General features: G+C 65.6%; 16 protein-coding genes. 10 read left to right on the top strand and 6 right to left on the bottom strand.

Annotated elements, in window-relative coordinates:
* The first annotated feature begins 28 nt into the window (after window positions 1-28).
* From N5D48_RS09155 to N5D48_RS09180, 6 genes are all read left to right on the top strand, one after another.
* Window positions 29-2,434: a TcfC E-set like domain-containing protein gene (locus tag N5D48_RS09155; protein WP_279883351.1), complete on the top strand. Its 2,406-nt coding sequence runs from the start codon at window positions 29-31 to the stop codon at window positions 2,432-2,434.
* An 80-nt stretch (window positions 2,435-2,514) separates the two neighbouring features.
* The gene (locus N5D48_RS09160) at window positions 2,515-3,711 is read left to right on the top strand and encodes a hypothetical protein (protein WP_279883309.1); all 1,197 of its coding nucleotides are present in this window, start codon (window positions 2,515-2,517) and stop codon (window positions 3,709-3,711) included.
* A gap of 123 nt (window positions 3,712-3,834) precedes the next feature.
* Window positions 3,835-4,581 (top strand): molecular chaperone, encoded by a 747-nt coding sequence (locus tag N5D48_RS09165; protein ID WP_279883312.1) that lies wholly within the window; start codon window positions 3,835-3,837, stop codon window positions 4,579-4,581.
* 2 nt (window positions 4,582-4,583) lie between these two features.
* Window positions 4,584-5,222 (top strand): response regulator transcription factor, encoded by a 639-nt coding sequence (locus tag N5D48_RS09170; RefSeq protein WP_279883315.1) that lies wholly within the window; start codon window positions 4,584-4,586, stop codon window positions 5,220-5,222.
* Between the two features lie 133 nt (window positions 5,223-5,355).
* Window positions 5,356-7,272, top strand: coding sequence for a response regulator (locus N5D48_RS09175; protein WP_279883318.1), 1,917 nt, complete (start codon window positions 5,356-5,358; stop codon window positions 7,270-7,272).
* Window positions 7,273-7,370: 98 nt separating this feature from the next.
* Window positions 7,371-8,552: an EAL domain-containing protein gene (locus N5D48_RS09180; RefSeq protein ID WP_279883321.1), complete on the top strand. Its 1,182-nt coding sequence runs from the start codon at window positions 7,371-7,373 to the stop codon at window positions 8,550-8,552.
* Between the two features lie 6 nt (window positions 8,553-8,558).
* Here the strand turns inward: N5D48_RS09180 and N5D48_RS09185 are convergent, their stop codons facing one another.
* The gene (locus tag N5D48_RS09185; protein WP_110736482.1) at window positions 8,559-8,711 is read right to left on the bottom strand and encodes a DUF3309 family protein; all 153 of its coding nucleotides are present in this window, start codon (window positions 8,709-8,711) and stop codon (window positions 8,559-8,561) included.
* Between the two features lie 202 nt (window positions 8,712-8,913).
* Here N5D48_RS09185 and N5D48_RS09190 point away from each other — a divergent pair, with 202 nt between their 5' ends.
* Complete coding sequence (locus tag N5D48_RS09190) at window positions 8,914-9,729, top strand: SDR family oxidoreductase (protein ID WP_279883324.1); 816 nt, start codon at window positions 8,914-8,916, stop codon at window positions 9,727-9,729.
* Between the two features lie 125 nt (window positions 9,730-9,854).
* Window positions 9,855-10,040 carry a carbon storage regulator gene (locus N5D48_RS09195; RefSeq protein WP_279883327.1) on the top strand — a complete coding sequence of 62 codons (186 nt, stop codon included), beginning with the start codon at window positions 9,855-9,857 and terminating at the stop codon, window positions 10,038-10,040.
* Between the two features lie 14 nt (window positions 10,041-10,054).
* Here the strand turns inward: N5D48_RS09195 and N5D48_RS09200 are convergent, their stop codons facing one another.
* From N5D48_RS09200 to mnmC, 5 genes are all read right to left on the bottom strand, one after another.
* Window positions 10,055-10,282, bottom strand: a complete 228-nt coding sequence (locus N5D48_RS09200; RefSeq protein WP_279883330.1) for a YheU family protein — start codon at window positions 10,280-10,282, stop codon at window positions 10,055-10,057.
* A gap of 237 nt (window positions 10,283-10,519) precedes the next feature.
* On the bottom strand, window positions 10,520-11,704 hold the full coding sequence (locus N5D48_RS09205; protein WP_279883333.1) for an osmoprotectant NAGGN system M42 family peptidase: 1,185 nt from the start codon (window positions 11,702-11,704) through the stop codon (window positions 10,520-10,522).
* Between the two features lie 196 nt (window positions 11,705-11,900).
* A complete protein-coding gene (gene ngg / locus N5D48_RS09210) occupies window positions 11,901-13,646 on the bottom strand; it encodes an N-acetylglutaminylglutamine synthetase (protein ID WP_279883335.1) in 1,746 nt (581 codons plus the stop codon).
* A gap of 3 nt (window positions 13,647-13,649) precedes the next feature.
* Complete coding sequence (locus N5D48_RS09215) at window positions 13,650-15,437, bottom strand: N-acetylglutaminylglutamine amidotransferase (protein ID WP_279883338.1); 1,788 nt, start codon at window positions 15,435-15,437, stop codon at window positions 13,650-13,652.
* A gap of 165 nt (window positions 15,438-15,602) precedes the next feature.
* Complete coding sequence (mnmC, locus tag N5D48_RS09220; RefSeq protein WP_279883341.1) at window positions 15,603-17,573, bottom strand: bifunctional tRNA (5-methylaminomethyl-2-thiouridine)(34)-methyltransferase MnmD/FAD-dependent 5-carboxymethylaminomethyl-2-thiouridine(34) oxidoreductase MnmC; 1,971 nt, start codon at window positions 17,571-17,573, stop codon at window positions 15,603-15,605.
* A 124-nt stretch (window positions 17,574-17,697) separates the two neighbouring features.
* Between mnmC and pap the strand changes: the two genes are divergently transcribed.
* Both pap and N5D48_RS09230 read left to right on the top strand, forming a co-directional pair.
* Complete coding sequence (pap, locus tag N5D48_RS09225) at window positions 17,698-19,191, top strand: polyphosphate:AMP phosphotransferase (RefSeq protein ID WP_279883344.1); 1,494 nt, start codon at window positions 17,698-17,700, stop codon at window positions 19,189-19,191.
* 203 nt (window positions 19,192-19,394) lie between these two features.
* Window positions 19,395-20,333 (top strand): DMT family transporter (locus tag N5D48_RS09230; RefSeq protein WP_279883347.1); only part of this gene is annotated, 939 nt, incomplete at its 3' end.

A 20,333-nucleotide genomic window follows, 5' to 3' on the forward strand; every position in this document is an offset into this window, starting at 1 on the left:
GCCGGCTTGGGCGGACACTGACCGTGGCATGCTGCCGGGTTTGGGCCAGGCTCAGGGGCTGCCGCGGGAATTCGAAGCGCATTTCTTCGATGTGCCATTGGCTGTGCGCGTCGATCTCGACGGTCGTTATCTGGGGGATGCGATGGTGGTGCTGTCGCGCGACCAGCGTGTCCAGCTGCTCGAGTTTACCGAAACCCTGGAAAGCCAGGAGCCGGAGAGCGTGCGTCGGCGTTGGCAGGAACGCCTGGCCGATGGCCACGCACTGGGCGACTGTCGCAGTCAGTGCTCCGATGGCTTGCTTGCCGTGCACTACAGCCTGGTCAACTCGCAGCTCTCGCTATTGACCAGTCAAGCCGAAGCCAGCGATGGCGAGCATCGCTATCACCGCCTGCCCGAGCAGGGCAGTCACGGACTGTTGCTGCGCAACCAACTCAACCTGGTGGGTGACGGACGTGAGACCAGCGGTCGCTATGCCCTGCAGGGGCAGACCAGTCTGGGCAACTGGACTGGCTTTGCCGATGCGCAACTCGATCGCGGCAGTGATAGCCAGCAGAGCACCCGCTATCGCCTCGATCAACTCTATGGCGAGCGACTGCGCGAGGACTTGTTCTTTCGCTTGGGCTATTTCACCCCGGGCGCGCAAGGGTTGGTGCGCCAGCCACGGGTGTTCGGCAGTAGCCCGGACACGACCTTGGGCCTGATGCTCGGCAGCAGCGACAGCCTGGCGATCGACAGTGCCGCGCCCAGCGCCACCCCCATCTACGTGACGCCTGATCGTCCGGGCGTTGTGGAGATCTATCGCAACGGCGTGCTGATCAACAGCCAGCCGGTGCAGCCCGGCCTGCAGACCCTCGATACCCGCGTGCTGCCTGGTGGCATCTATGAGGTCGAGGTACGCCTGGTGGAGGATGGCCAGGTCACCTCACGCACCCAGGAATTCATCTACAAGCCCAGCAACTGGGGTTCTTCCGATTCGCGTTGGCGTTACAACCTCTATGTCGGGCGTCAGGACAGCTTGCTGAACAATTGGCAAGAGGAACATGAAGACAGCCTCAGTGCTGGTGTCATGGCCAACTACCTGCTGCATCCGCGCGCCGTGCTTGGCCTGTCGAGCCAGCGCATCGACGAACGCATGCAGTACAGCACCTCGCTGGACTGGACCGTGCGCGAGCGCGCCAACCTTTATCTGAATCTGTTCCAGACCCAGGGCTACGGCACCGGTTACGACGTGCAGGGCGTGTACAGCTATGACCTCGGCTCGCTGGTCTTCAGCCATAACCGCTCGTGGATCGAGTCCGTCCGTGGATTCGATGACGGGGCGGTACGTCAGCAGAACAGCCAGACCTCGCTGTCGCTCAATCATCGCCTCGACCAGCGCAACACGGCGACGGTACGGGTTACCCGCAGCAGTGGCGAGGCCAGTGGCATGGCCTACGACCTGGGGTGGTCCTACTTTGGCAAGCTGGGCGGCTCCGACGCCACCTGGCGCCTGTCGCTGTTCGACCGGCCAGGCACTCGCGCCACCGACGATGCGCGCAGTCGGGGCGTCAACCTGAGCCTGAGCATGAGCTTGGGCGCACCCGGCAAGCGTCTGTCGGCCAGCCTCGGCAGCCGGACCTCGCGCGATGGTGGGCGCGACCGCAACGCCTCGGTGTCCTACCAGCAGGATGTCGACCTGGGTGCCGTGCGCACGCTCACCGGCACCGCCACCGTGGACCGCTACGGCGCAGGCTTTACCGGGCACGCCAACTTCGAGAATCGCTGGTTGCACGGCGATAGTTATGTCCAGCAGTCCTCCTACAACGGCGAGGTCAGTGGCGGCCTGAACCTGGAAAGCATGATGGCCGTGGGTGGCGGAAAAATGGCCATGAGCGGCCAGTACCTGCCTCATCAGGCCGGCCTGATCATCGATGTGGATACCGATCTCGACGGGTTGCGCCTGCGCGCCGACGACCACCATGGCGGCAGCGCGGTACTGCGTGCCGGGCGCAACATCGTGCCGGTCAGTGCCTTCAAGTCCGGTCATGTGCAGTTCGACTTCGAGGATGGCGGCAGCGCTGCGGCGGTGATCCAGCCGTCGAGCGTCGACTATCACCTCAATCGTGGCGGCGTGGAGTACCGACAGTTGCATGTGCTGCGCACGGTCACGGTGCTGGGCCGGCTGCTCGATGCCCACGGACAGCCGATGCGCGGAGCGCTGGTGATCAACCACGCCAGCCGTGGAGTCAGCGAGGCCGATGGACATTTCGCGGTGGAGATGAGCGAGTCGACGCCGACCCTGGAGATCCGCAGCGCGGGGGCGGTCGCCTGTCTGCTGACACTCGACCCCGCACACTTGTCCAGAGAGGAGGACGTGCTGTTGGCCGGTGACGTGCGCTGCCTGCCCAAGGGCCTGGCGGGAGCAGATGACGCGAGCCAGGGGAGGGACAGCTGATGGCGCCTTTGCCGGTGATGCAACCACGATTTGAGCCGGCGCCGCGGCGTCTGACTGTTGAACAGAGAAGGAGCACGTCGATGCTGGCTGTACGTGAGTGGGTCGCGAAGCGATCTTGCCGATTCACGGGATTGATACTGGGGATGATGGCGCTGGGGGCACAGGCGGCCGAAGTGACATTCACAGCACAGTATCGCGGCGAAGCCAGTGGTCGCTTCGAGAACACCACGCGCCAGGCGGGATTCTGCGGGCGTTGGCCGACCCACTGCTCTGGCGTGCAGACGGTCGGACTGCCACTGTCCTACATGAAGAGTTCCACGGCCTATGCCAGCGACCCGCGGGATGAGTTCTACGTCAAGCTACCGGAGCGCCGTACGATCTATGTGCGTGGGCCCATCTCGGGTGAAAGCTACCCGATGACCTTCGAGCTCCTCGGCGTGAGCCAGCGCGTGCATGAGCCAAGCAACAGCAACCCTGTTTTCACGCGTTACCCCAGGGGAGGGTGTACGTACGCGATCACCTATTCGATTGGCCAATGGACCATGTACCTGTGGAACGTGACGAACCCACAGCAACCTCAGCCGTGCTATTCCCGTGGGCAGGAAGCCAACCCCGGCGAAGTGCTCACCAGCTATGTGGAAAACATGGCCGTGTCCTATCAATTGAGCATGCCTTCGCCATTGGCCATGAAGCCTGGCATTTATGTCGGCAGCGAGACCTATACGGTCGGCCCTGGCATGGACTTCGACTTCGGCAATGGCGTTACCGGACTCAACGCCAACAGCCTGACCCTGAACTTCGAACTGGATGTCCAGCATGCCTTCGTCATCGACTTCCCGCCGGGCTCGGAACGTGCCGTGCTCGAGCCACCGGGGGGGTGGATGGGATGGTTGTCCCGTGGGCAGCCGCCGCAGCGGCTGTATCGCGATCTGCTGTTCCGCATCTGGTCCAGCGGGCCTTTCACGGCTTACAAGATATGCCAATACCCCGTGGGCGATCGTTGTGGCATTCGCAATGCCGCCAATCATGAGGTTCCTGTGAAGGTAGGCATCAGCTTGCCAGGTGGAATCCGGGCACAAGGCAACAAAGAGGTGAACCAGTTGGGTCTACCCACTGGGCAGGAAGCAGCGCTGTCGTTCGAGGCCATGAGCACGGTGTTCAACCGCAGCGGACAGCTGCATTTCGAAGTGCAGCGCGAGCATGCCAAGGAGATGCTCGATCACCCAGGCAGCACATACCGGGGAGATGTCACGGTGGTCTTCGATGCAGATATGTGACAAGGAAAGAGTAAAAAATGTTGTTCCAGAAATATCCCACGAAATATTCAGCTGCTTCCTCGGGTGGCGTTGGCGAACAATGTCACTTTGATGGCATCCCTCACTTCTCGCAGGAGGCTTGAAATGAACGCACGCTGGCTCATGACACTGACACTGACACTGACGCTGCTGCTGACACCATTGCCGTCGTTGGCGGCTCCCGAAATCAACGTCGGTGCTCTGTACGACTACCTGGAGGGAGGCAAGAGCACCTTGCTCAAGCGGGTACGCAACGGCGGCGACACCACCGCCTTCGTCAAGATCAGCCTGGCCGAGCTGGTTTATGACGGTGACGGCGCGCCACGGGAAGTCGACCAGGACAGCCTGGTGCTGGCCGAGCGTGGCGTGGTGGCCAGCCCCGCACGTCTGATCGTGCCGGCCAAGGGCATGCAGGCGGTGCGCTTGCTGTATCGCGGCGAGCGCGAACGCGAGCGCTACTTCCGGGTGCGCTTCGTGCCGGTGCTGCCGGAAACCCAGGATGGGTTCGGTGTCAGCGCGGCCGAAGCCGAGGAGTATCGCGAAGGGCTCACGGCGGGCGTCAACCTGCTGGCCGGCTACGGCTCACTGCTGTTCATCCGCCCGCTCGAACCCCGCTACGGCACCGCCATCGACGAGCAGCCCGGTCAGCTCACGGTCAGCAACGGTGGCAACACCACGGTGATCCTCGACCGTTTCCGCCATTGCAGCACGGATGGCCTCAAGTGCGAAACCATGACCAAGCATCACCTGCTGCCCGGGCACGTCCGGCGTTTCCCGCGGGAGGCGGGCTGGGCCTACCAGTTCGACCTGCTCGAAGGAGACAGCCGGCGCGAGCTGACGATAGGTGGTTGACCATGGCCACCCCCTCGCACAAGGCGCTGGTCGTCGACGATCATCCTTTCATCCGTGCCAGTGTCTGCATGCAGTTGCGCAAGGACCAGCTCGATGTGGTCGGCCAGGCCGACAACGGCATCGAGGCCATCCGACTGGTGCGTGAGCACAATCCCGACGTGGTGATTATCGACCTGCTCATTCCCGGGCTCGACGGCCTGGAGGTGATCAGCCGGATCAAGACCATGGAACGCCCGGCCAAGATCGTCGTGCTGACCTCGCAGCTGGCGGAGAGTTTTTCGTTGCGCTGCATGAAGGCCGGCGCGGCGGGCTTCGTGTCCAAGACTGACGACCTGCAGGCGCTGAGCAAGGCCGTGCTGGCCGTGCTCTCCGGCTACACCTACTTTCCCGACGTGGCCCTGAGTTCGGTGAACCGGCGGGAACTGGAGGACAGTGAGGCGCAGTGCATCGCCAGCCTGAGCGATCGCGAACTGGTCATCCTGCAACAGCTGGCACGGGGCTTGAGCAACAAGGCGATTGGCGACGCGATGCTGCTGAGCAACAAGACCATCAGCACCTACAAGGCCCGCTTGATCGAGAAGCTCAAGGTCAGCTCGGTGATCGACATGGCGGACATGGCGCGCCGCAATGGGCTGATATAGCACCTTGCGCAGGATTTCTCTGTTGTGGGTCGTGTTCTGCTGCCTGCTGCTGCCTCCTGTGGTGATGGCCACGGAACACTGTCCGGTGGAGTTCGATGGGGGAGGGCCACACGCTCTGGGAAAGCCCCCCGCCGTGCCGCCTGAGTTCCTCTGGTCAGGCAGCACGGCCCGCGGCGCCGAAGTCGGCCTTTGGCCGTTGTGGTCGACAGGCGCGCTGTCGCTGGCGCTGCTGTGCGCGCTGGGCTGGCTGCGCCAGCAGCGCAGAGGCTGTGCCCGAGAGCGGGTACTGGAGGACCGGCTGGCAGCGCAGCGGGCGTTGCTCGATGGCCTGCCCCATCCCGTGTACCTGTGCGATCGAGAGGGGCGCCTGGTCGATTGCAACAGCAGTTTTCTGCAAGCCCAGAACATCGACCGTGAGCAGGTTACGGGGCGTCCTCTGGGGGGCATCGCGGCGGTGGCGTGGCGGCAGGCGCGGGAACAAGTGCTGACCAGCGGGCAGGTGTGGACGCAGGAGTACCGCACGGTGCTTGCCGACGGCCGTCAGCACTGGATGCGGCCGGGGCCTTGCGGGCAATGGATTGCCGCGGGCTGGCTCGATGTCAGCGAGCCGTATCGGCAAGGCCTGCGTCGCGCCGAGGCTGGTGAACGTCTGCTTGGCAACCTGTGTCGGGAGGCGCGCGACTCGCTGCAGAGTGTGCTTGGCATGCTCGATCGGGCATTGCCTCGACTCGCGCCAGGCGCCTTCGAGCAGCAGTCCATCGACCAGGCGGCGCGCGTGTCGCGGGAGCTTTCCGCGCAACTGGCCAGTGTGCACGACGCGCTGCTGCTGCAGACCGGCGAGCGTTCGCTGGCGGTGCAGCCGGTGGCGTTGCGTGAACACTTCACGAGGCTGGTCGAGGCGTGCGAGCAACGCGGGCGCAGCGAGGGCTGGCAGCTTTCGCTGGATTACCAGGGGCCTTCACAGGTCACCGCGCAACTTGACCCGATGCGCGTGCAGCAGCTGCTGTCCTGCATGCTGGCACATGTCTTCAGGTTCACCCATCAGGGGCGCGTTCGGTTGAAGGTGAAGGTGCGCGCGAGCGGCGCCGTGGTGCGGCTGAGGCTGCGCATCGAGTCGATTGCCACTGGCATGAACGAGGATGGCCTGGCCTTGTCCATCGGGCGCGCCCTGTGTCGGTCGATGGGGGGGCAGCTGCGCGCGGGTCGACGGCGTATCGATATCCGCCTGCGCTTGTCGGCGGCGCTGTCGGCAGTGGTGTCCGCCGTGCCGCGAGCTCCCGAGCGGGCTTCGAGCCCCAGGCTGCGTGTACTGGTGGCTGATGACCATCCGGCCAATCGCCTGTTGTTATGCCTGCAGCTCCGGCGGCTGGGGCACCTGGTCGAGGCGGTGGAGGACGGCGGTCAGGCGATACGTGCCCGCATGGGCGGATCGTTCGATGTGGTGATCAGCGATTGCGGCATGCCGGTGATGGATGGCCATGCACTGGCCAGGGCCATTCGTCTCTACGAGTCGCGCCAGCACCTGCGCCCCTGCCTGCTGATCGGCGTCACGGGGCGTTCCACGACGTTCGGCCTGGAGCGCTGCCTGGCGGCGGGCATGGACCAGTGCCTGCTCAAGCCGATGACCTTGACGCAGCTGCGTGAAACGCTGCGGTGGCACGAGTACGGACCTGATGCGCGCCATGGCGGCGCCATCGACCTTGGCGAGTTGGAGCGTCTGACCGCAGGCAACAGCGAGGCCCTGGCCGGGCTGTTGCAGGACTTGCTGCAAGCCAACCGCGATGACCTGCAGCGCTTGCGCGATCACGCCAAGCGCCATGATGTGGGAGCGTTGGCCAATCTGGCGCATCGGATCAAGGGCGGCGTGCGCATCATCAGGGCGTGGGCGCTGGTCGAGGCCTGCGAGCGCCTGGAGCATTGCTGTGGACAGGCTTCGATGGACAGGCGTGAAGTGAAAGCCTGTCTGCGGGTACTGATCCGCGAAGTGCTGTGGCTGGAGGTGCGGCTGCGGCGGTATCAGGTCCATCGCTTGTTGGGAAATTCTGTCTGAGCACTAAGGAATTTTCCTCGTTCAATGTCTGCCGACTTCATTGCAGGATGGCCTGCTGTACCGGGCTATGGCGATGCGGACGGGGGGCTGTGCGGGAGATGCGTGTACTGGTGCTGGAGGACCATGGTTTTCAACGCACGATAGCGGTAAGAGGCTTCGTTACCCTGGGTTGCGGGCAGGTGTTGCAGGCCGCCTGCGCCAGCGAGGCACTGGCCTTGCTGCGGCATGTCGGCTCGGCGGACCTGGTGGTGTGCGACCTGCGCGAACGCGGTAGCGACGGCATGGATGGCCTGGAGTTCATCCATCGAGTCGGTCTGGCGGGCCTGGCAAGGGCGGTGCTGATCAGTGACGAGCTGCCGGCGGACCTGCGGCGCAGCGTTCGCCTGGTGGTCGAGCGCCTGGGCATGGGCTTTCTCGGGGATCTGGCCAAGCCATTGCTGGCCGAGCCTCTGGCACGCATCCTGGCCAAGGGCGCGATGGGGTCGTTGCTCGGTAGCGCGGTGCCCAGGCAACAGCCCGCACGGGCCGACCTGCTCCATGCCTTGCGCGATGGGGCGGTCTTGACTCGCTACCTGCCAAGCTTCGATCTGCGCAGCAACAAAGTGGAAAGCGTGCACGTGCTGGCGGCCTGGCGTTGCGCGCGCTTAGGCATGGTCGAGCCGGATGCCTTCATGGCCATGGTCGAGCACGTCGGCTTGCATGACGAACTGTTGCTGATGCTATTGCGCCAGGCGCTGGCGTTCATGCGCGCCGCGGGCGAGCCGAACCTGCCCATGATCCTGCGCCTGAGCGCCGGGCAACTGGTTTCTCCCCAGTTGTTTCCCTGCTTGCTCGAGATGCTTCAGGACTTGCCGACCCGGCCTCATTCACTGTGTTTCGAGTTGTCGGGGCGGGGCTTGTATCGCTTGCCGGTGCAGGGGCTGGAGAACCTCCTGCGCTTGAACATGCTGGGCTGCGAGCTCGCTCTGGCGGAGTTCGGCAGCGATCAGGCTGGCAGCGCATTGCTGTGCGAGTTACCGATCACCCGCTTGCGACTGAGCGCGCGCCTGGCCCAGGGCGTGCCCGAGCACGCGCGTTGTCGCAGCGTCATCGAGCACTGCCAGAACCTGGCGCGGGCGCTGCAGGTGACCATGGCCGTGAGTGGCGTCGGCAACGCCCGGCAATGCCTGGCCTTGCAGCGCATGGGCTGTGAAGTCGCCCAGGGCGATTACTTCAGCGGCCCGCTGGAAGGCACGGTGTTGCTGCGGCGCTTGCGCCAGGAGCCGCAAGCGCCGGCCTGAGTGGCCTCAGATGCGCCCGAGCAGCAGCAGGATCAGCAGCACCACCAGCACGACGCCGACGATACCGGATGGGCCGTAGCCCCAGCTGCGTGAGTGCGGGAAGACCGGCAGGCCACCGATCAGCAGCAGGATGAGAATGATGATGAGGATCGTGGTCATGGCGGAGTCCTTGCGTGGTTGAGAGGCGAGGGGCTCGGAATGCTGGCCGCTTACTTTTCCGACTGCGCCGCTTGCGCAAAGATTCCATCGGCCTGGTCATGTACATGGCGATACTCCCTTATTCAGCATCCTGATGCCGCACCGCCCAGACTGGTGTTATGGCTAGACTCCAGCCCATTCCCACAGGTCAAGGCACAGCACCATGGACAACCGAATGATGATCACCGGGGCCGGCTCCGGACTGGGGCGCGAGATTGCCCTGCGCTGGGCCCGGGATGGCTGGCGCCTGGCGCTGGCCGACGTCAACGAGCCCGGGCTGCGCGAGACCCTGGCGCAGGTGCGCGAGGTCGGCGGCGATGGTTTCAGCCAGCGCTGCGATGTGCGTGACTACAGCCAGCTGACGGCGCTGGCGCAAGCCTGCGAAGAGAAGTTCGGCGGCGTGGATGTGATCGTCAACAACGCCGGCGTCGCCTCGGGCGGCTTCTTCGCCGACTTGTCGCTGGAGGACTGGGACTGGCAGATCGCGATCAACCTGATGGGCGTGGTCAAGGGCTGCAAGGCCTTCCTGCCGCTGCTCGAGCGCAGCCGTGGGCGAATCATCAACATCGCCTCCATGGCCGCGCTGATGCAGGGGCCGGGCATGAGCAACTACAACGTGGCCAAGGCCGGCGTGCTGGCGTTGTCCGAAAGCCTGCTGGTGGAGTTGCGCCAAGTCGAGGTGGCGGTGCATGTGGTCTGCCCATCGTTCTTCCAGACCAACCTGCTCGACTCGTTTCGCGGGCCTGATCCGGCGATGAAGGTGCAGGTCGGCAAGTTGCTGGAGGGCTCACCGATCAGTGCCGCCGACATCGCCGAACACATTCATGCCGAGGTCGCCGCTGGCCAGTTCCTCATCCTGCCCCACGAAACCGGACGCCAGGCTTGGCAGCTCAAGTGCCAGGAGCCGCAGCGGCTTTATGATGAAATGGCGGACATGGCGGTGAAGATGAGGGCAAAGGCCCGCAAGATCGCAAGTTGAAAGAAGCGGCTGTAGGTTTTTTTACCGCTGGCAGTCGGTCATATCTGTTTTTGGGTTGAGCGATTGAGTAGGCAAAAGCCGAGCAGGCAGTCTCCGATTTTCCCTTGAGTTGTGAGGATCGGAGCATGCTGGTAATCGGACGGGAAGTGGGCGAAGTCATCGTCATCGCCGAGAACATCAGGATTCAGGTGATGGCCGTGGAGAATGGCCAGGTGCGCTTCGGCATCGTCGCGCCGCGGGATGTGGATGTGCATCGGGTCGAGGTGTACCAGCGGATCAAGGCCAAGGCGCGGGAAAAGGAGCGGGTCTGAGCGATGTCACGCGCTCAGTCGAACAGCTCCCGTGGCACTTCGTGCCTGGCCAGCAACTGGCACTGCTGGCTTTCCAGGTCGAACAGGATGAACGCCTGCCCCTTGGCCAGGGCCTGGCGCACGCGCAGCACGCGGGTCTCCAGGGGTGTGTCGTCACCATTGTCGGTACCGTCGCGGGTGACGAAGTCTTCGATCAGGCGGGTCAGGGTTTCGGCTTCGAGTTGGTCGTAGGGGATCAGCATGGTCTGGGTGGTGGTTGTGGGAATGGAGGCATGCTACGTGAAATCGGCAACATGGTGCGCGCTATTCCCCTGTGGGAGCGGCCTTGCGTCGCGAAAGGGCTGCGTAGCAGCCCCAGGATTTCAGTGGTCACGCAAAAATCGCCGGGGCTGCCCTGCAGCCCTTTCGCGACGCAAGGCCGCTCCTACAGGAGTTGCGCATGACTTGAGGTAGGAGCTGACTTGAGCAGCCCCGCCTGATCACCCTTTGATGCCCACCAGGCTGTCCACCGCTGGCACCCGGGTGTCGCTTTCCATCTGCGCGTCGTGCTCCAGCTGGTGGCTGAAACGCTCCAGCGAGGCGCTGGCCGGTTGCGAGTCACTGGCGAACACCGGTGGGCTGAGCAGGTAGGCGCCGAGCAGGCGGCTGAGCGCCGCCAGGCTGTCGATGTGGGTGCGCTCGTAGCCATGGGTGGCGTCGCAGCCGAATGCCACCAGCGCGGTGCGGATATCGTGGCCGGCGGTGACCGCCGAATGCGCGTCGCTGAAGTAGTAGCGGAACAGGTCGCGGCGCACCGGCAGGTCGTGGTCGCGGGCCAGTTTCAGCAGATGGCGCGACAGATGATAGTCATAAGGGCCGGACGAATCCTGCATCGCCACGCTCACCGCATGCTCGCTGGAGGCTTGGCCGGGCGCCACCGGGGCGATGTCGATGCCGACGAACTCGCTGACATCCCAGGGCAGGGCGCCCGCCGCGCCCGAGCCCGTCTCTTCGGTGATGGTGAACAACGGGTGGCAGTCGATCAGTGGCTGGCGACCGCTTTGCACCACGGCCTTGAGCGCGGTCAGCAACGCCGCGACGCCGGCCTTGTCGTCCAGATGGCGGGCGCTGACATGGCCACTTTCGGTGAACTCCGGCAACGGGTCGAAGGCGACGAAATCACCCAGGGCGATGCCCAGTGCTTCGCAATCTGCGCGGGTAGCGCAGTAGGCGTCCAGGCGCACTTCCACATGTTCCCAGCTGATCGGCATCTGGTCGATCGCGGTGTTGAAGGCGTGGCCGCTGGCCATCAGTGGCAGCACGCTGCCGCGCACGATACCGGTGTCGGTGAACACGCTGACCCGGCTGCCTTCGGCGAAGCGGCTCGACCAGCAGCCTACCGGAGCCAGGGCCAGGCGGCCGTTGTCCTGAAGTTGGCGCACGCTGGCGCCGATGGTGTCCAGGTGCGCCGAGACGGCGCGGTCGGGCGAGCTCTGGCGTCCCTTGAGGGTGGCGCGGATAGTGCCGCGACGGGTCAGCTCGAAGGGGATGCCCAGTTCGTCCAGGCGCTCGGCGACATAGCGCACGATGGTGTCGGTGAAGCCGGTGGGGCTGGGGATGGCGAGCATTTCCAGCAACACACGTTTGAGGTAGTCGAGATCGGGTTCGGGGAGTCGTTCGGACATGTCCAGGTCTCCGGTCGGGGTGAAATTTCCAAGCTGCGGGCAAGGTCCTTGTGGGAGCGGCCTTGCCGAGGCGTCGGACCGCTCGGAAAGGCCTGCACCGCGGGCCCGGCAGTAGATGCAGCGAAGCTGAAATCCTGGGGGCGCTTCGCACCCCTTTCGCGACACAAGGCCGCTCCTACAAAGATCCGTGGGGCTGTCAGGCCAAGGGTCGGCTATGTGGAAACAACAGATCCATGAAACGCTCAGCCGTAGGCTGCGGTTCATGATTGGCCAGCCCCGCGCGCTCGTTGGCTTCGATGATCACGTAGTCCGGGTGTTCGGCATCGCGGACCATGAAATCCAGGCCCACCACCGCGATTTCCAGGGCGCGGGCCGCGCGCACCGCGGCATCGGCCAGCACCGGGTGCAGGCGCGCGGTGACGTCTTCCAGGGTGCCGCCGGTGTGCAGGTTGGCCGTGCGCCGCACGGCCAGGCGCTGGCCGGCCGGCAGTACATGGTGGTAGCCCAGCCCCGCGGCCTTGAGCGTGCGCTCGGTCTCCTCGTCGAGCGGGATGCGGCTTTCGCCCCCCGTGGCGGCCTGGCGTCGACGACTCTGGGCCTCGATCAGCGCGTGGATGTTGTGGCGGCCATCGCCGATCACCTGCGCCGGGTGGCGAATGGCGGCGGCCACCACCTCGTAGCCGATGACCACGATGCGCAGGTCGCTGCCGGGGTGGAAGCTTTCCAGCAGCACGCGGCTGTCGAAACGACGGGCCTGTTCGACAGCGCGGCTGACTTCGTCGATACAGTTAAGGTTCACCGCCACGCCCTGGCCCTGCTCGCCATCGACCGGCTTGACCACCACCGCGCCATGCTCGTCGAGAAAGGCCAGATTGTCGTCGGCGCTGCCTGCCAGTTGCTGCGCGGGCACCTGCAGGCCAGCGTTGTGCAAGGCCTGGCGGGTCAGGCGTTTGTCCTGGCAGAGGGTCATGGTGACGGCGCTGGTCAGGTCGCTGAGCGACTCGCGGCAGCGGATGCGGCGCCCGCCCAGACTGAGGGTGAACAGACCGGCGCTGGCATCGTCCACCTGCACGTCGATGCCGCGGCGCAAGGCTTCGTCGACGATGATCCGAGCATAGGGATTGAGATCGGCTTGCGGCCCAGGGCCGAGGAACAAGGGCTGGTTGATACCGTTCTTGCGCTTGACGGCGAAGGTCGGCAGGTTGCGAAACCCCAGTTTCGTGTACAGGCGCTTGGCCTGGCGATTGTCGTGCAGCACCGACAGGTCGAGGCAGGCCAGCCCACGGCTCATGAAGTGCTCGACCAGGTGACGCACCAGCACTTCGCCGACGCCCGGTCGCGTGCAGTGCGGATCCACCGCCAGGCACCATAGGCTGCAACCGTGCTCGGGGTCGTCGAAGGCCTTGTGGTGATCCAGGCCCATGACGCTGCCGATCACCGCGTTGCTGTCCTCGTCCTCGGCCAGCCAGTACACCGGCCCGCCGAGGTGACGCGGGGTCAGCAGCTCGGGAACGACCGGCAGCATGCCGCGTGCCTGGTACAGGGTATTGATCGCCTGCCAGTCCGCCTGGCTCTGCGCCCGACGGATGCGAAAGCCACGGAACACGCGCTGCGCCGGGCGGTAGTCGGTGAACCACAGGCGCAGGGTGTCGGAGGGGTCGAGGAACAGTTGCTGCGGGGCCTGCGCCAGTACCTGCTGCGGCGCGGCCACGTACAAGGCGATGTCGCGCTCGCCGGTCTGCTCCTCCAACAGGGCTTCGGCCAGGCTGACCGGGTTGGGATGGGTATGTCCGATCAGCAGCCGACCCCAGCCGCAGTGCACCGCGCGCGGCTTGTCGTGGGGCTCGCTGCCGTCGCCGGCCAGGCGCGCCTGCAGGCGCTCGTAGGACGGCGCCTGACCGCGCAGCAAGCGCTGACCGTAAGCGGTTTCATGGGCTTTCATCGGTCAGATTCCTTGTTCGCTGAGCCACAGGTTCAGTGCCGCCAGTTGCCACAGCTTGGAGCCGCGCAGTGGCGTGAGCTGTCCGTGCGGGTTGCTCAGCAGGCGGTCGAGCATCGCCGGATTGAACAGGCCACGATCCTGGCTGGGGTCGGTCAGCAGCTCGCGCACCCAGTCCAGGGTGGCGCCCTGCAAGTGCTTGAGGCCAGGTACCGGGAAGTAGCCCTTCTTGCGGTCGATCACCTCGTGGGGGATGACGCGTCGCGCCGCCTGCTTGAGCACCTGCTTGCCGCCGTCGGGCAGCTTGAAACGGGCCGGGATGCGTGCCGACAGCTCCACCAGGCGATAGTCCAGGAACGGCGTGCGTGCCTCCAGGCCCCAGGCCATGGTCATGTTGTCCACGCGCTTGACCGGGTCGTCCACCAGCATCACCGTGCTGTCCAGGCGCAGGGCCTTGTCCACCGCCTCCGGCGCGCCGGGGCGCGCGAAGTGCTCGCGGACGAACTCGCCGGCGGCGTCGGTCTCCAGCAGCCAGGGGGGCTGCACGGTGTCGCGGTACTCGGCGTGGCTGCGATCGAAGAACGCATCGCGGTAGGCGGCGAAGGCGTTCTCGGCGCCGTCCACCTGCGGGTACCAGTGGTAGCCGGCGAACAGCTCGTCGGCGCCCTGGCCGCTCTGCACGCCTTTGCAGTGCTTGGCCACTTCGCGCGACAGCAGGTAGAAGGCGATGCAGTCATGGCTGACCATCGGCTCGCTCATGGCGCGGAAGGCCGCCGGCAATTGCTCGATGATCTCGCGCTCGGCGATGCGCAATTGGTGATGGCGGGTGCCGTAATGGCGGGCGATCAGGTCGGAGTACTGGAATTCGTCGCCGCGCTCGCCACCGGCATCCTCGAAGCCGATGGAGAAGGTCGACAGGTCGTCCACCCCGGCTTCGCGCAGCAGGCCCACGAGCAGGCTGGAGTCGACACCGCCCGAGAGCAGCACGCCGACGTCGACGGCGGCGCGCTGGCGGATCGCCACGGCGTCGCGGGTGGCGTCGAGCACGCGGCTGGTCCACCCCTCCAGGTCGAGCTCGCGCTCGTCCGGATTCGGGCCAAAGTGCAGTTGCCACCAGGTCTGGCGCTCGACTTCGCCATGGCGGTCGATGCGCATCCAGGTGCCGGGCTCGAGCTTTTGCACGTTGGCCAGCAGCGTGCGCGGCGCCGGCACCACGGCGTGGAAATTCAGGTAGTGGTTGAGCGCCACCGGGTCGATCAGCGGGTCGATGTCACCGCCCTTGAGCAGCGCCGGCAGGGTCGAGGCGAAGCGCAGGCGCTCGCCGTCGCGCGACAGGTACAGCGGTTTGACGCCGAGGCGGTCGCGGGCCAGGAACAGGCGCTGGTTGTCGCGCTCCCAGATGGCCAGGGCGAACATGCCGTTGAGCTTGGGCAGCAGCGCCGCGCCCCAGGCGTGATAGCCCTTGAGCAGCACTTCGGTGTCGCCGTCGGACCAGAAGCTGTAGCCCAGGTCCTGCAGTTCCTGACGCAGCTCCGGGAAGTTGTAGATGGCGCCGTTGAACGCCAGGCAAAGGCCCAGGGTGCTGTCGACCATGGGCTGGGCCGAGCCGTCGGACAGGTCCATGATCTTCAGACGTCGGTGGCCGAGGGCGATCGGGCCCTGGCTATGGAAGCCCCAGGCGTCGGGGCCGCGGGGCGCCAGGTGGTGGGTAATGCGCTCCACCGCGGCGAGGTCCGCCGGGCGAGGGGCTTGGTCGATGGGGGTGAAACGTAACTCTCCTGCTAATCCGCACATAGGTCCTTACCGGTTTTGCCGTTGGGGAGGTGTGCCGCGAAGGTGGGCACTTAGGTAGGGACCTGGGTGGATTGCGAGAGTTTTAGATCGATCTGTTATATGCGATGAGTGGGCATCGCGAGGCCAGCCCGCTCCCACAGAGGCACAGTTCTTGTGATGTCTGTGCTACTTGCCGCGAATCAGCCGGCGCAGCGCAAAACGGTTCGGATGACACGCCTCGGCCACTGCCCTGGGCAGCGGCAGCGGCTCGCCGCTGGCCCATGCGCCGATCAGTTCGCCCGACAACGGCGCGGTGATCAATCCCCGCGACCCATGCCCGCTGTTCACGTACAGCCCCTCCAGCCACGGGCAGGCCACATCCGGCACCTGTCGCGCATCCTTGGCCAGCATGGCGTAGGCCTGGTTGAACGCCTCGACATCGGCCAGCGGTCCGACAATGGGCAGGTAGTCCGGGCTGGTGCAGCGGAACGCCGCCCGGCCCTGCAGTTGTGCCGGATCCAGCTCGGCGGTGCGCAGTCGGGTGGCCAGGTCCGCGGAAATATCATCCAGCAGCGCCAGGTTGCCCTGGTGCTCGGCCACGGTCGGCGCCAGGTCCTCGTTGTGGAAGTCGAAGCTGGCGCCCAGGGTATGTTCATCGCCGCGAGGTGGCGCCACATAGCCGTCGGCACAGACCACCGTGCGCAGTTCCCGGCTGGCCAAGGTGGCCGGAAGGCGGGTGATCTGCCCGCGAATGCGCTTGAGCGGCAGCCCGGCGCAGGCGGGGAAGTGACGGACATCTGCAGCCCCGGCCAGCACCACCAGCGGCGCGCTGGCCAGCAGGCGCTCGCCGTCCCAGGCCTGCCACAGGCCGTCGGCCTTGCGCAGCGCGATGACGTTGGCATGGCCGAGCAGGCGGATGCGCGGATGGTTCAGCTGGGCCTGGCACAGCGCCGGCGGATGTACCCAGCCACCTTCGGGGTAGAACAGGCCGCCGCTGGCCAGCGCCACGCCTGCCGTGGCTTCGGCCTGGGCGCGGTCGAGCTGGCGCAGCAGGCTGTCGTCGAAGGCGGTTGCCAGCTTGGCCTGGCGCTCGCCTTCCTTGTCGTCGAAGGCCAGTTGCAGCACGCCGCAGGCGTCCCAGTCGTGGCCGCGTTGCAGGTGCTCGAGCCAGCGACGGGTGTAGCCGAAGCCGGAAAGGATCATCTGCGACAGGGCGGTGCCATGGGCGGAGAGCTTGAGGTACAGCACGCCCTGGGGGTTGCCAGAGGCCTCCTGGGCCGGCCCGTCGTGGCGCTCCAGCACGCTGACCTGCCAACCCCGGGCCGCCAGGCTGCGCGCCGTGGCGCTGCCCGCCAGGCCGGCACCGATCACCAGTGCCTCGCGTGGCCCCGGCAAGGGCGCCGGGCGGGCGTACCAGGGCGCCGCGGGGGCTGCTGGCGCGCCGCCATAGACGCCGTGCATCACCTCCCATTTCTTGCCGATACCGGGCACCTTCTTCATGGCGAAGCCGGCCTCGATCAGCGCGCGGCGGACCCAGCCGGTGGTGGTGAAGGTGCCGAGGGTGGTGCCAGGGTGCGACAGGCGTGCCAGCTGGGCGAACAGCTCCGGCGTCCACATGTCGGGGTTCTTCGCCGGAGCGAAGCCGTCCAGGAACCAGGCGTCGATGCGCGCGTCCAGTTGCGGCAGTTGCTCCAGGGCATCGCCGATCATCAGGGTGAGGGTGACGCGGCCGCCATCGAGGCTCAGTTGCTGGAAACCTGGATGGATCGCCACGTACTGATCGAGCAGGGGCCGGGTGAAAGGCGCCAGTTGCGGCCACAGCCGCATGGCGCGCTCCAGGTCATCCCGGCTCAGGGGGTACTTTTCCACGCTGACGAAATGCAGGCGCGCCTCGGCGTGTGCCAGTTCGGCGAACAGCTGCCAGGCACAGAAGAAGTTCATGCCGGTGCCGAAGCCCGTTTCCCCGATCACCAGGCAGCCCCCCGGCGCTAGCTCGGCGTAGCGCTGGCGCAGGTGGTTCTGCTCGATGAACACGTGCAGGGTTTCGTCGATGCCTTCGTTGATGGCGAAATACACATCGTCGTATTGCCGGGAATGGGGGCGGCCCTGGTCGTCCCAGTCGATCTGGGCGTGCTGGGGGAGGGTGGTGTCGGACATGGTCATATTCAAGCCGCAAGTTGCAAGCTTCGAGCTGCAAGAAAAAAGCGAATAGTGGCACGACCTGCTATTTCTTGCAGCTTGAAGCTTGTAGCTTGTAGCAGATCCATTGAAGGAGCCCTCCATGTTCGAATCCGCCGAAATCGGTCACAGCATCGACAAGGACACCTACGAGGCCGAAGTGCCCGCCCTGCGCGAGGCGCTGCTCGAAGCCCAGTACGAGCTCAAGCAGCAGGCGCGCTTCCCGGTGATCGTGCTGATCAACGGCATCGAGGGCGCCGGCAAGGGTGAGACGGTCAAATTGCTCAACGAATGGATGGACCCGCGCCTGATCGAGGTGCGCACCTTCGACCAGCAGACCGACGAGGAGCTGGCCCGCCCGCCGGCCTGGCGCTACTGGCGGGCGCTGCCGCCGAAGGGCCGGATGGGCGTGTTCTTCGGCAACTGGTACAGCCAGATGATCGAAGGCCGGGTGCACGGCCAGTTCAAGGACGCCGTGCTCGACCAGGCCATCGCCGGTGCCGAGCGGCTGGAGCAGATGCTTTGCGACGAAGGCGCGCTGATCATCAAGTTCTGGTTCCACCTGTCCAAGAAGCAGATGAAGGCACGGCTCAAGGCGCTCAAGGACGATCCGCTGCGCAAATGGCGCATCAGCCCGCTGGACTGGCAGCAGTCCGAGACCTACGACCGCTTCGTGCGCTTCGGCGAGCGGGTGCTGCGGCGCACCAGCCGCGACTACGCACCCTGGCATGTGATCGAGGGCGTCGACCCGTACTACCGCAGCCTGGCGGTGGGGCGCATCCTGCTGGAGAGCCTGCAGGCGGCCCTGGCCAACAATCCCAAGGGCAAGCACCAGAGCAATGTCGCGCCGCTGGGGCGCAGCATCGATCAGAAGAGCCTGCTCGGTGCGCTGGACATGACGCTGCGCCTGGACAAGCACGACTACCAGGAGCAGTTGGTCACCGAACAGGCACGCCTGGCCGGTCTGCTGCGTGACAAGCACATGCGCCGGCATGCGCTGGTGGCGGTGTTCGAGGGCAACGACGCGGCCGGCAAGGGCGGCGCGATCCGCCGTGTGGCGGCGGCGCTGGATCCGCGCCAGTACCGCATCGTGCCGATTGCCGCGCCCACCGAGGAAGAGCGTGCCCAGCCCTATCTGTGGCGGTTCTGGCGGCATATCCCGGCGCGCGGCAAGTTCACCATCTTCGACCGTTCCTGGTATGGCCGGGTGCTGGTGGAGCGGGTCGAGGGCTTCTGCAGCCCGGCGGACTGGATGCGCGCCTATGGCGAGATCAACGATTTCGAGGAGCAGTTGAGCAATGCCGGGGTGGTGCTGGTCAAGTTCTGGCTGGCCATCGACCAGCAGACCCAGCTGGAGCGCTTCGAGGAGCGCGAGCAGATCCCGTTCAAGCGCTACAAGATCACCGAGGAAGACTGGCGCAACCGCGACAAGTGGGACGTCTACAGCGAGGCGGTGGGCGATATGGTGGACCGCACCAGCACCGAGATCGCGCCGTGGACGCTGGTGGAGGCCAACGACAAGCGCTGGGCGCGGGTGAAGGTGCTGCGCACGATCAACCAGGCGCTGGAGGCGGCGTTCGCCAAGGACAAGAAATAATCCGGGCTGGCCTCTTCGCGGGTAAACCCGCTCCCACATGGAGAACGCTGATCTCTGTGGAGCGGGTTTACCCGCGAAGAGGCCAGCTCAGTTGTTCAGGGCATGCCCCCGAGGAATGACCTGATGAAAACATTTCCCGCCACATCCCCCCCGCCAAGCCCGTAGACTGCACCTTCCCCACCAAGGCGCCGATCGAGGACACCATGCACATTTCTTCCGGACGCTGGGTCCAAGGCCTGCTGCTGGCGCTGTTGACCGCGTTTCTCTGGGGCATCCTGCCGATCAAGCTCAAGCAGGTGCTGCAGGTGATGGACCCGGTGACGGTCACCTGGTATCGCCTGAGCGTTTCCGGCGGCCTGTTGTTCGCCTGGCTGGCGGCCAATCGGCGACTGCCGTCGTTCAGCCGTCTCGGAATGAAGGGCAAGGGCCTGGTGGCCGTCGCGGTGGCAGGCCTGGTCGGCAACTATGTGCTGTACCTGGTCGGCCTGAACCTGCTCAGCCCCGGCACCGCGCAACTGGTGGTGCAGCTGGGGCCAGTGCTGCTGCTGGTGGCCAGCGTGTTCGTGTTCAAGGAGCGTTTCAGCCTGGGGCAGGGCCTGGGCCTGCTGGTGCTGCTGGCGGGGTTCGGGCTGTTCTTCAACCAGCGCCTGGAAGAGCTGCTCACTTCGTTGGGTACCTACACCACTGGCGTGCTGACCATCATCCTGGCGACCAGTATCTGGGTGTTCTATGCCCTGAGCCAGAAGCAGTTGCTGACGGTGTGGCACTCGCAGCAGGTGATGATGGTGATCTACCTGTGCTGCGCGTTGTTGCTCACGCCCTGGGCGCAGCCGCTGGAGGCGTTGCAGCTCAGTCCGTTGCAAGGCTGGTTGCTGTTGGCCTGCTGCCTGAACACGTTGGTGGCTTACGGCGCGTTCGCCGAGGCACTGGCGCATTGGGAGGCATCACGGGTGAGCGCGACACTGGCGCTGACGCCACTGGTGACCTTCGTCGCGGTGGCGCTGGCGGCCTGGCTGTGGCCGGACTATGTGCATGCCGAGCAGATCAATGGCCTGGGGTATGTCGGGGCGGTGACGGTGGTGCTGGGGTCGGCGCTGGTGGCGTTGGGGCCTTCGCTGGTGGCGGGGTGGAAGGCGCGTCGG

This window comes from Pseudomonas sp. GD03858 (assembly GCF_029840925.1).
Taxonomy (GTDB): Bacteria; Pseudomonadota; Gammaproteobacteria; order Pseudomonadales; family Pseudomonadaceae; genus Aquipseudomonas.

What these genes read in the sequence shown, in the direction of transcription:
- N5D48_RS09155 (WP_279883351.1), top strand. Translation starts at nt 29, where the DNA reads ATGCTGCCGGGTTTGGGCCAGGCTCAGGGGCTGCCGCGGGAATTCGAA.
- N5D48_RS09160 (WP_279883309.1), top strand. Translation starts at nt 2,515, where the DNA reads ATGCTGGCTGTACGTGAGTGGGTCGCGAAGCGATCTTGCCGATTCACG.
- N5D48_RS09165 (WP_279883312.1), top strand. Translation starts at nt 3,835, where the DNA reads ATGAACGCACGCTGGCTCATGACACTGACACTGACACTGACGCTGCTG.
- N5D48_RS09170 (WP_279883315.1), top strand. Translation starts at nt 4,584, where the DNA reads ATGGCCACCCCCTCGCACAAGGCGCTGGTCGTCGACGATCATCCTTTC.
- N5D48_RS09180 (WP_279883321.1), top strand. Translation starts at nt 7,371, where the DNA reads ATGCGTGTACTGGTGCTGGAGGACCATGGTTTTCAACGCACGATAGCG.
- N5D48_RS09185 (WP_110736482.1), bottom strand. Translation starts at nt 8,711, where the DNA reads ATGACCACGATCCTCATCATCATTCTCATCCTGCTGCTGATCGGTGGC.
- N5D48_RS09190 (WP_279883324.1), top strand. Translation starts at nt 8,914, where the DNA reads ATGGACAACCGAATGATGATCACCGGGGCCGGCTCCGGACTGGGGCGC.
- N5D48_RS09195 (WP_279883327.1), top strand. Translation starts at nt 9,855, where the DNA reads ATGCTGGTAATCGGACGGGAAGTGGGCGAAGTCATCGTCATCGCCGAG.
- N5D48_RS09200 (WP_279883330.1), bottom strand. Translation starts at nt 10,282, where the DNA reads ATGCTGATCCCCTACGACCAACTCGAAGCCGAAACCCTGACCCGCCTG.
- N5D48_RS09205 (WP_279883333.1), bottom strand. Translation starts at nt 11,704, where the DNA reads ATGTCCGAACGACTCCCCGAACCCGATCTCGACTACCTCAAACGTGTG.
- ngg (WP_279883335.1), bottom strand. Translation starts at nt 13,646, where the DNA reads ATGAAAGCCCATGAAACCGCTTACGGTCAGCGCTTGCTGCGCGGTCAG.
- N5D48_RS09215 (WP_279883338.1), bottom strand. Translation starts at nt 15,437, where the DNA reads ATGTGCGGATTAGCAGGAGAGTTACGTTTCACCCCCATCGACCAAGCC.
- mnmC (WP_279883341.1), bottom strand. Translation starts at nt 17,573, where the DNA reads ATGTCCGACACCACCCTCCCCCAGCACGCCCAGATCGACTGGGACGAC.
- pap (WP_279883344.1), top strand. Translation starts at nt 17,698, where the DNA reads ATGTTCGAATCCGCCGAAATCGGTCACAGCATCGACAAGGACACCTAC.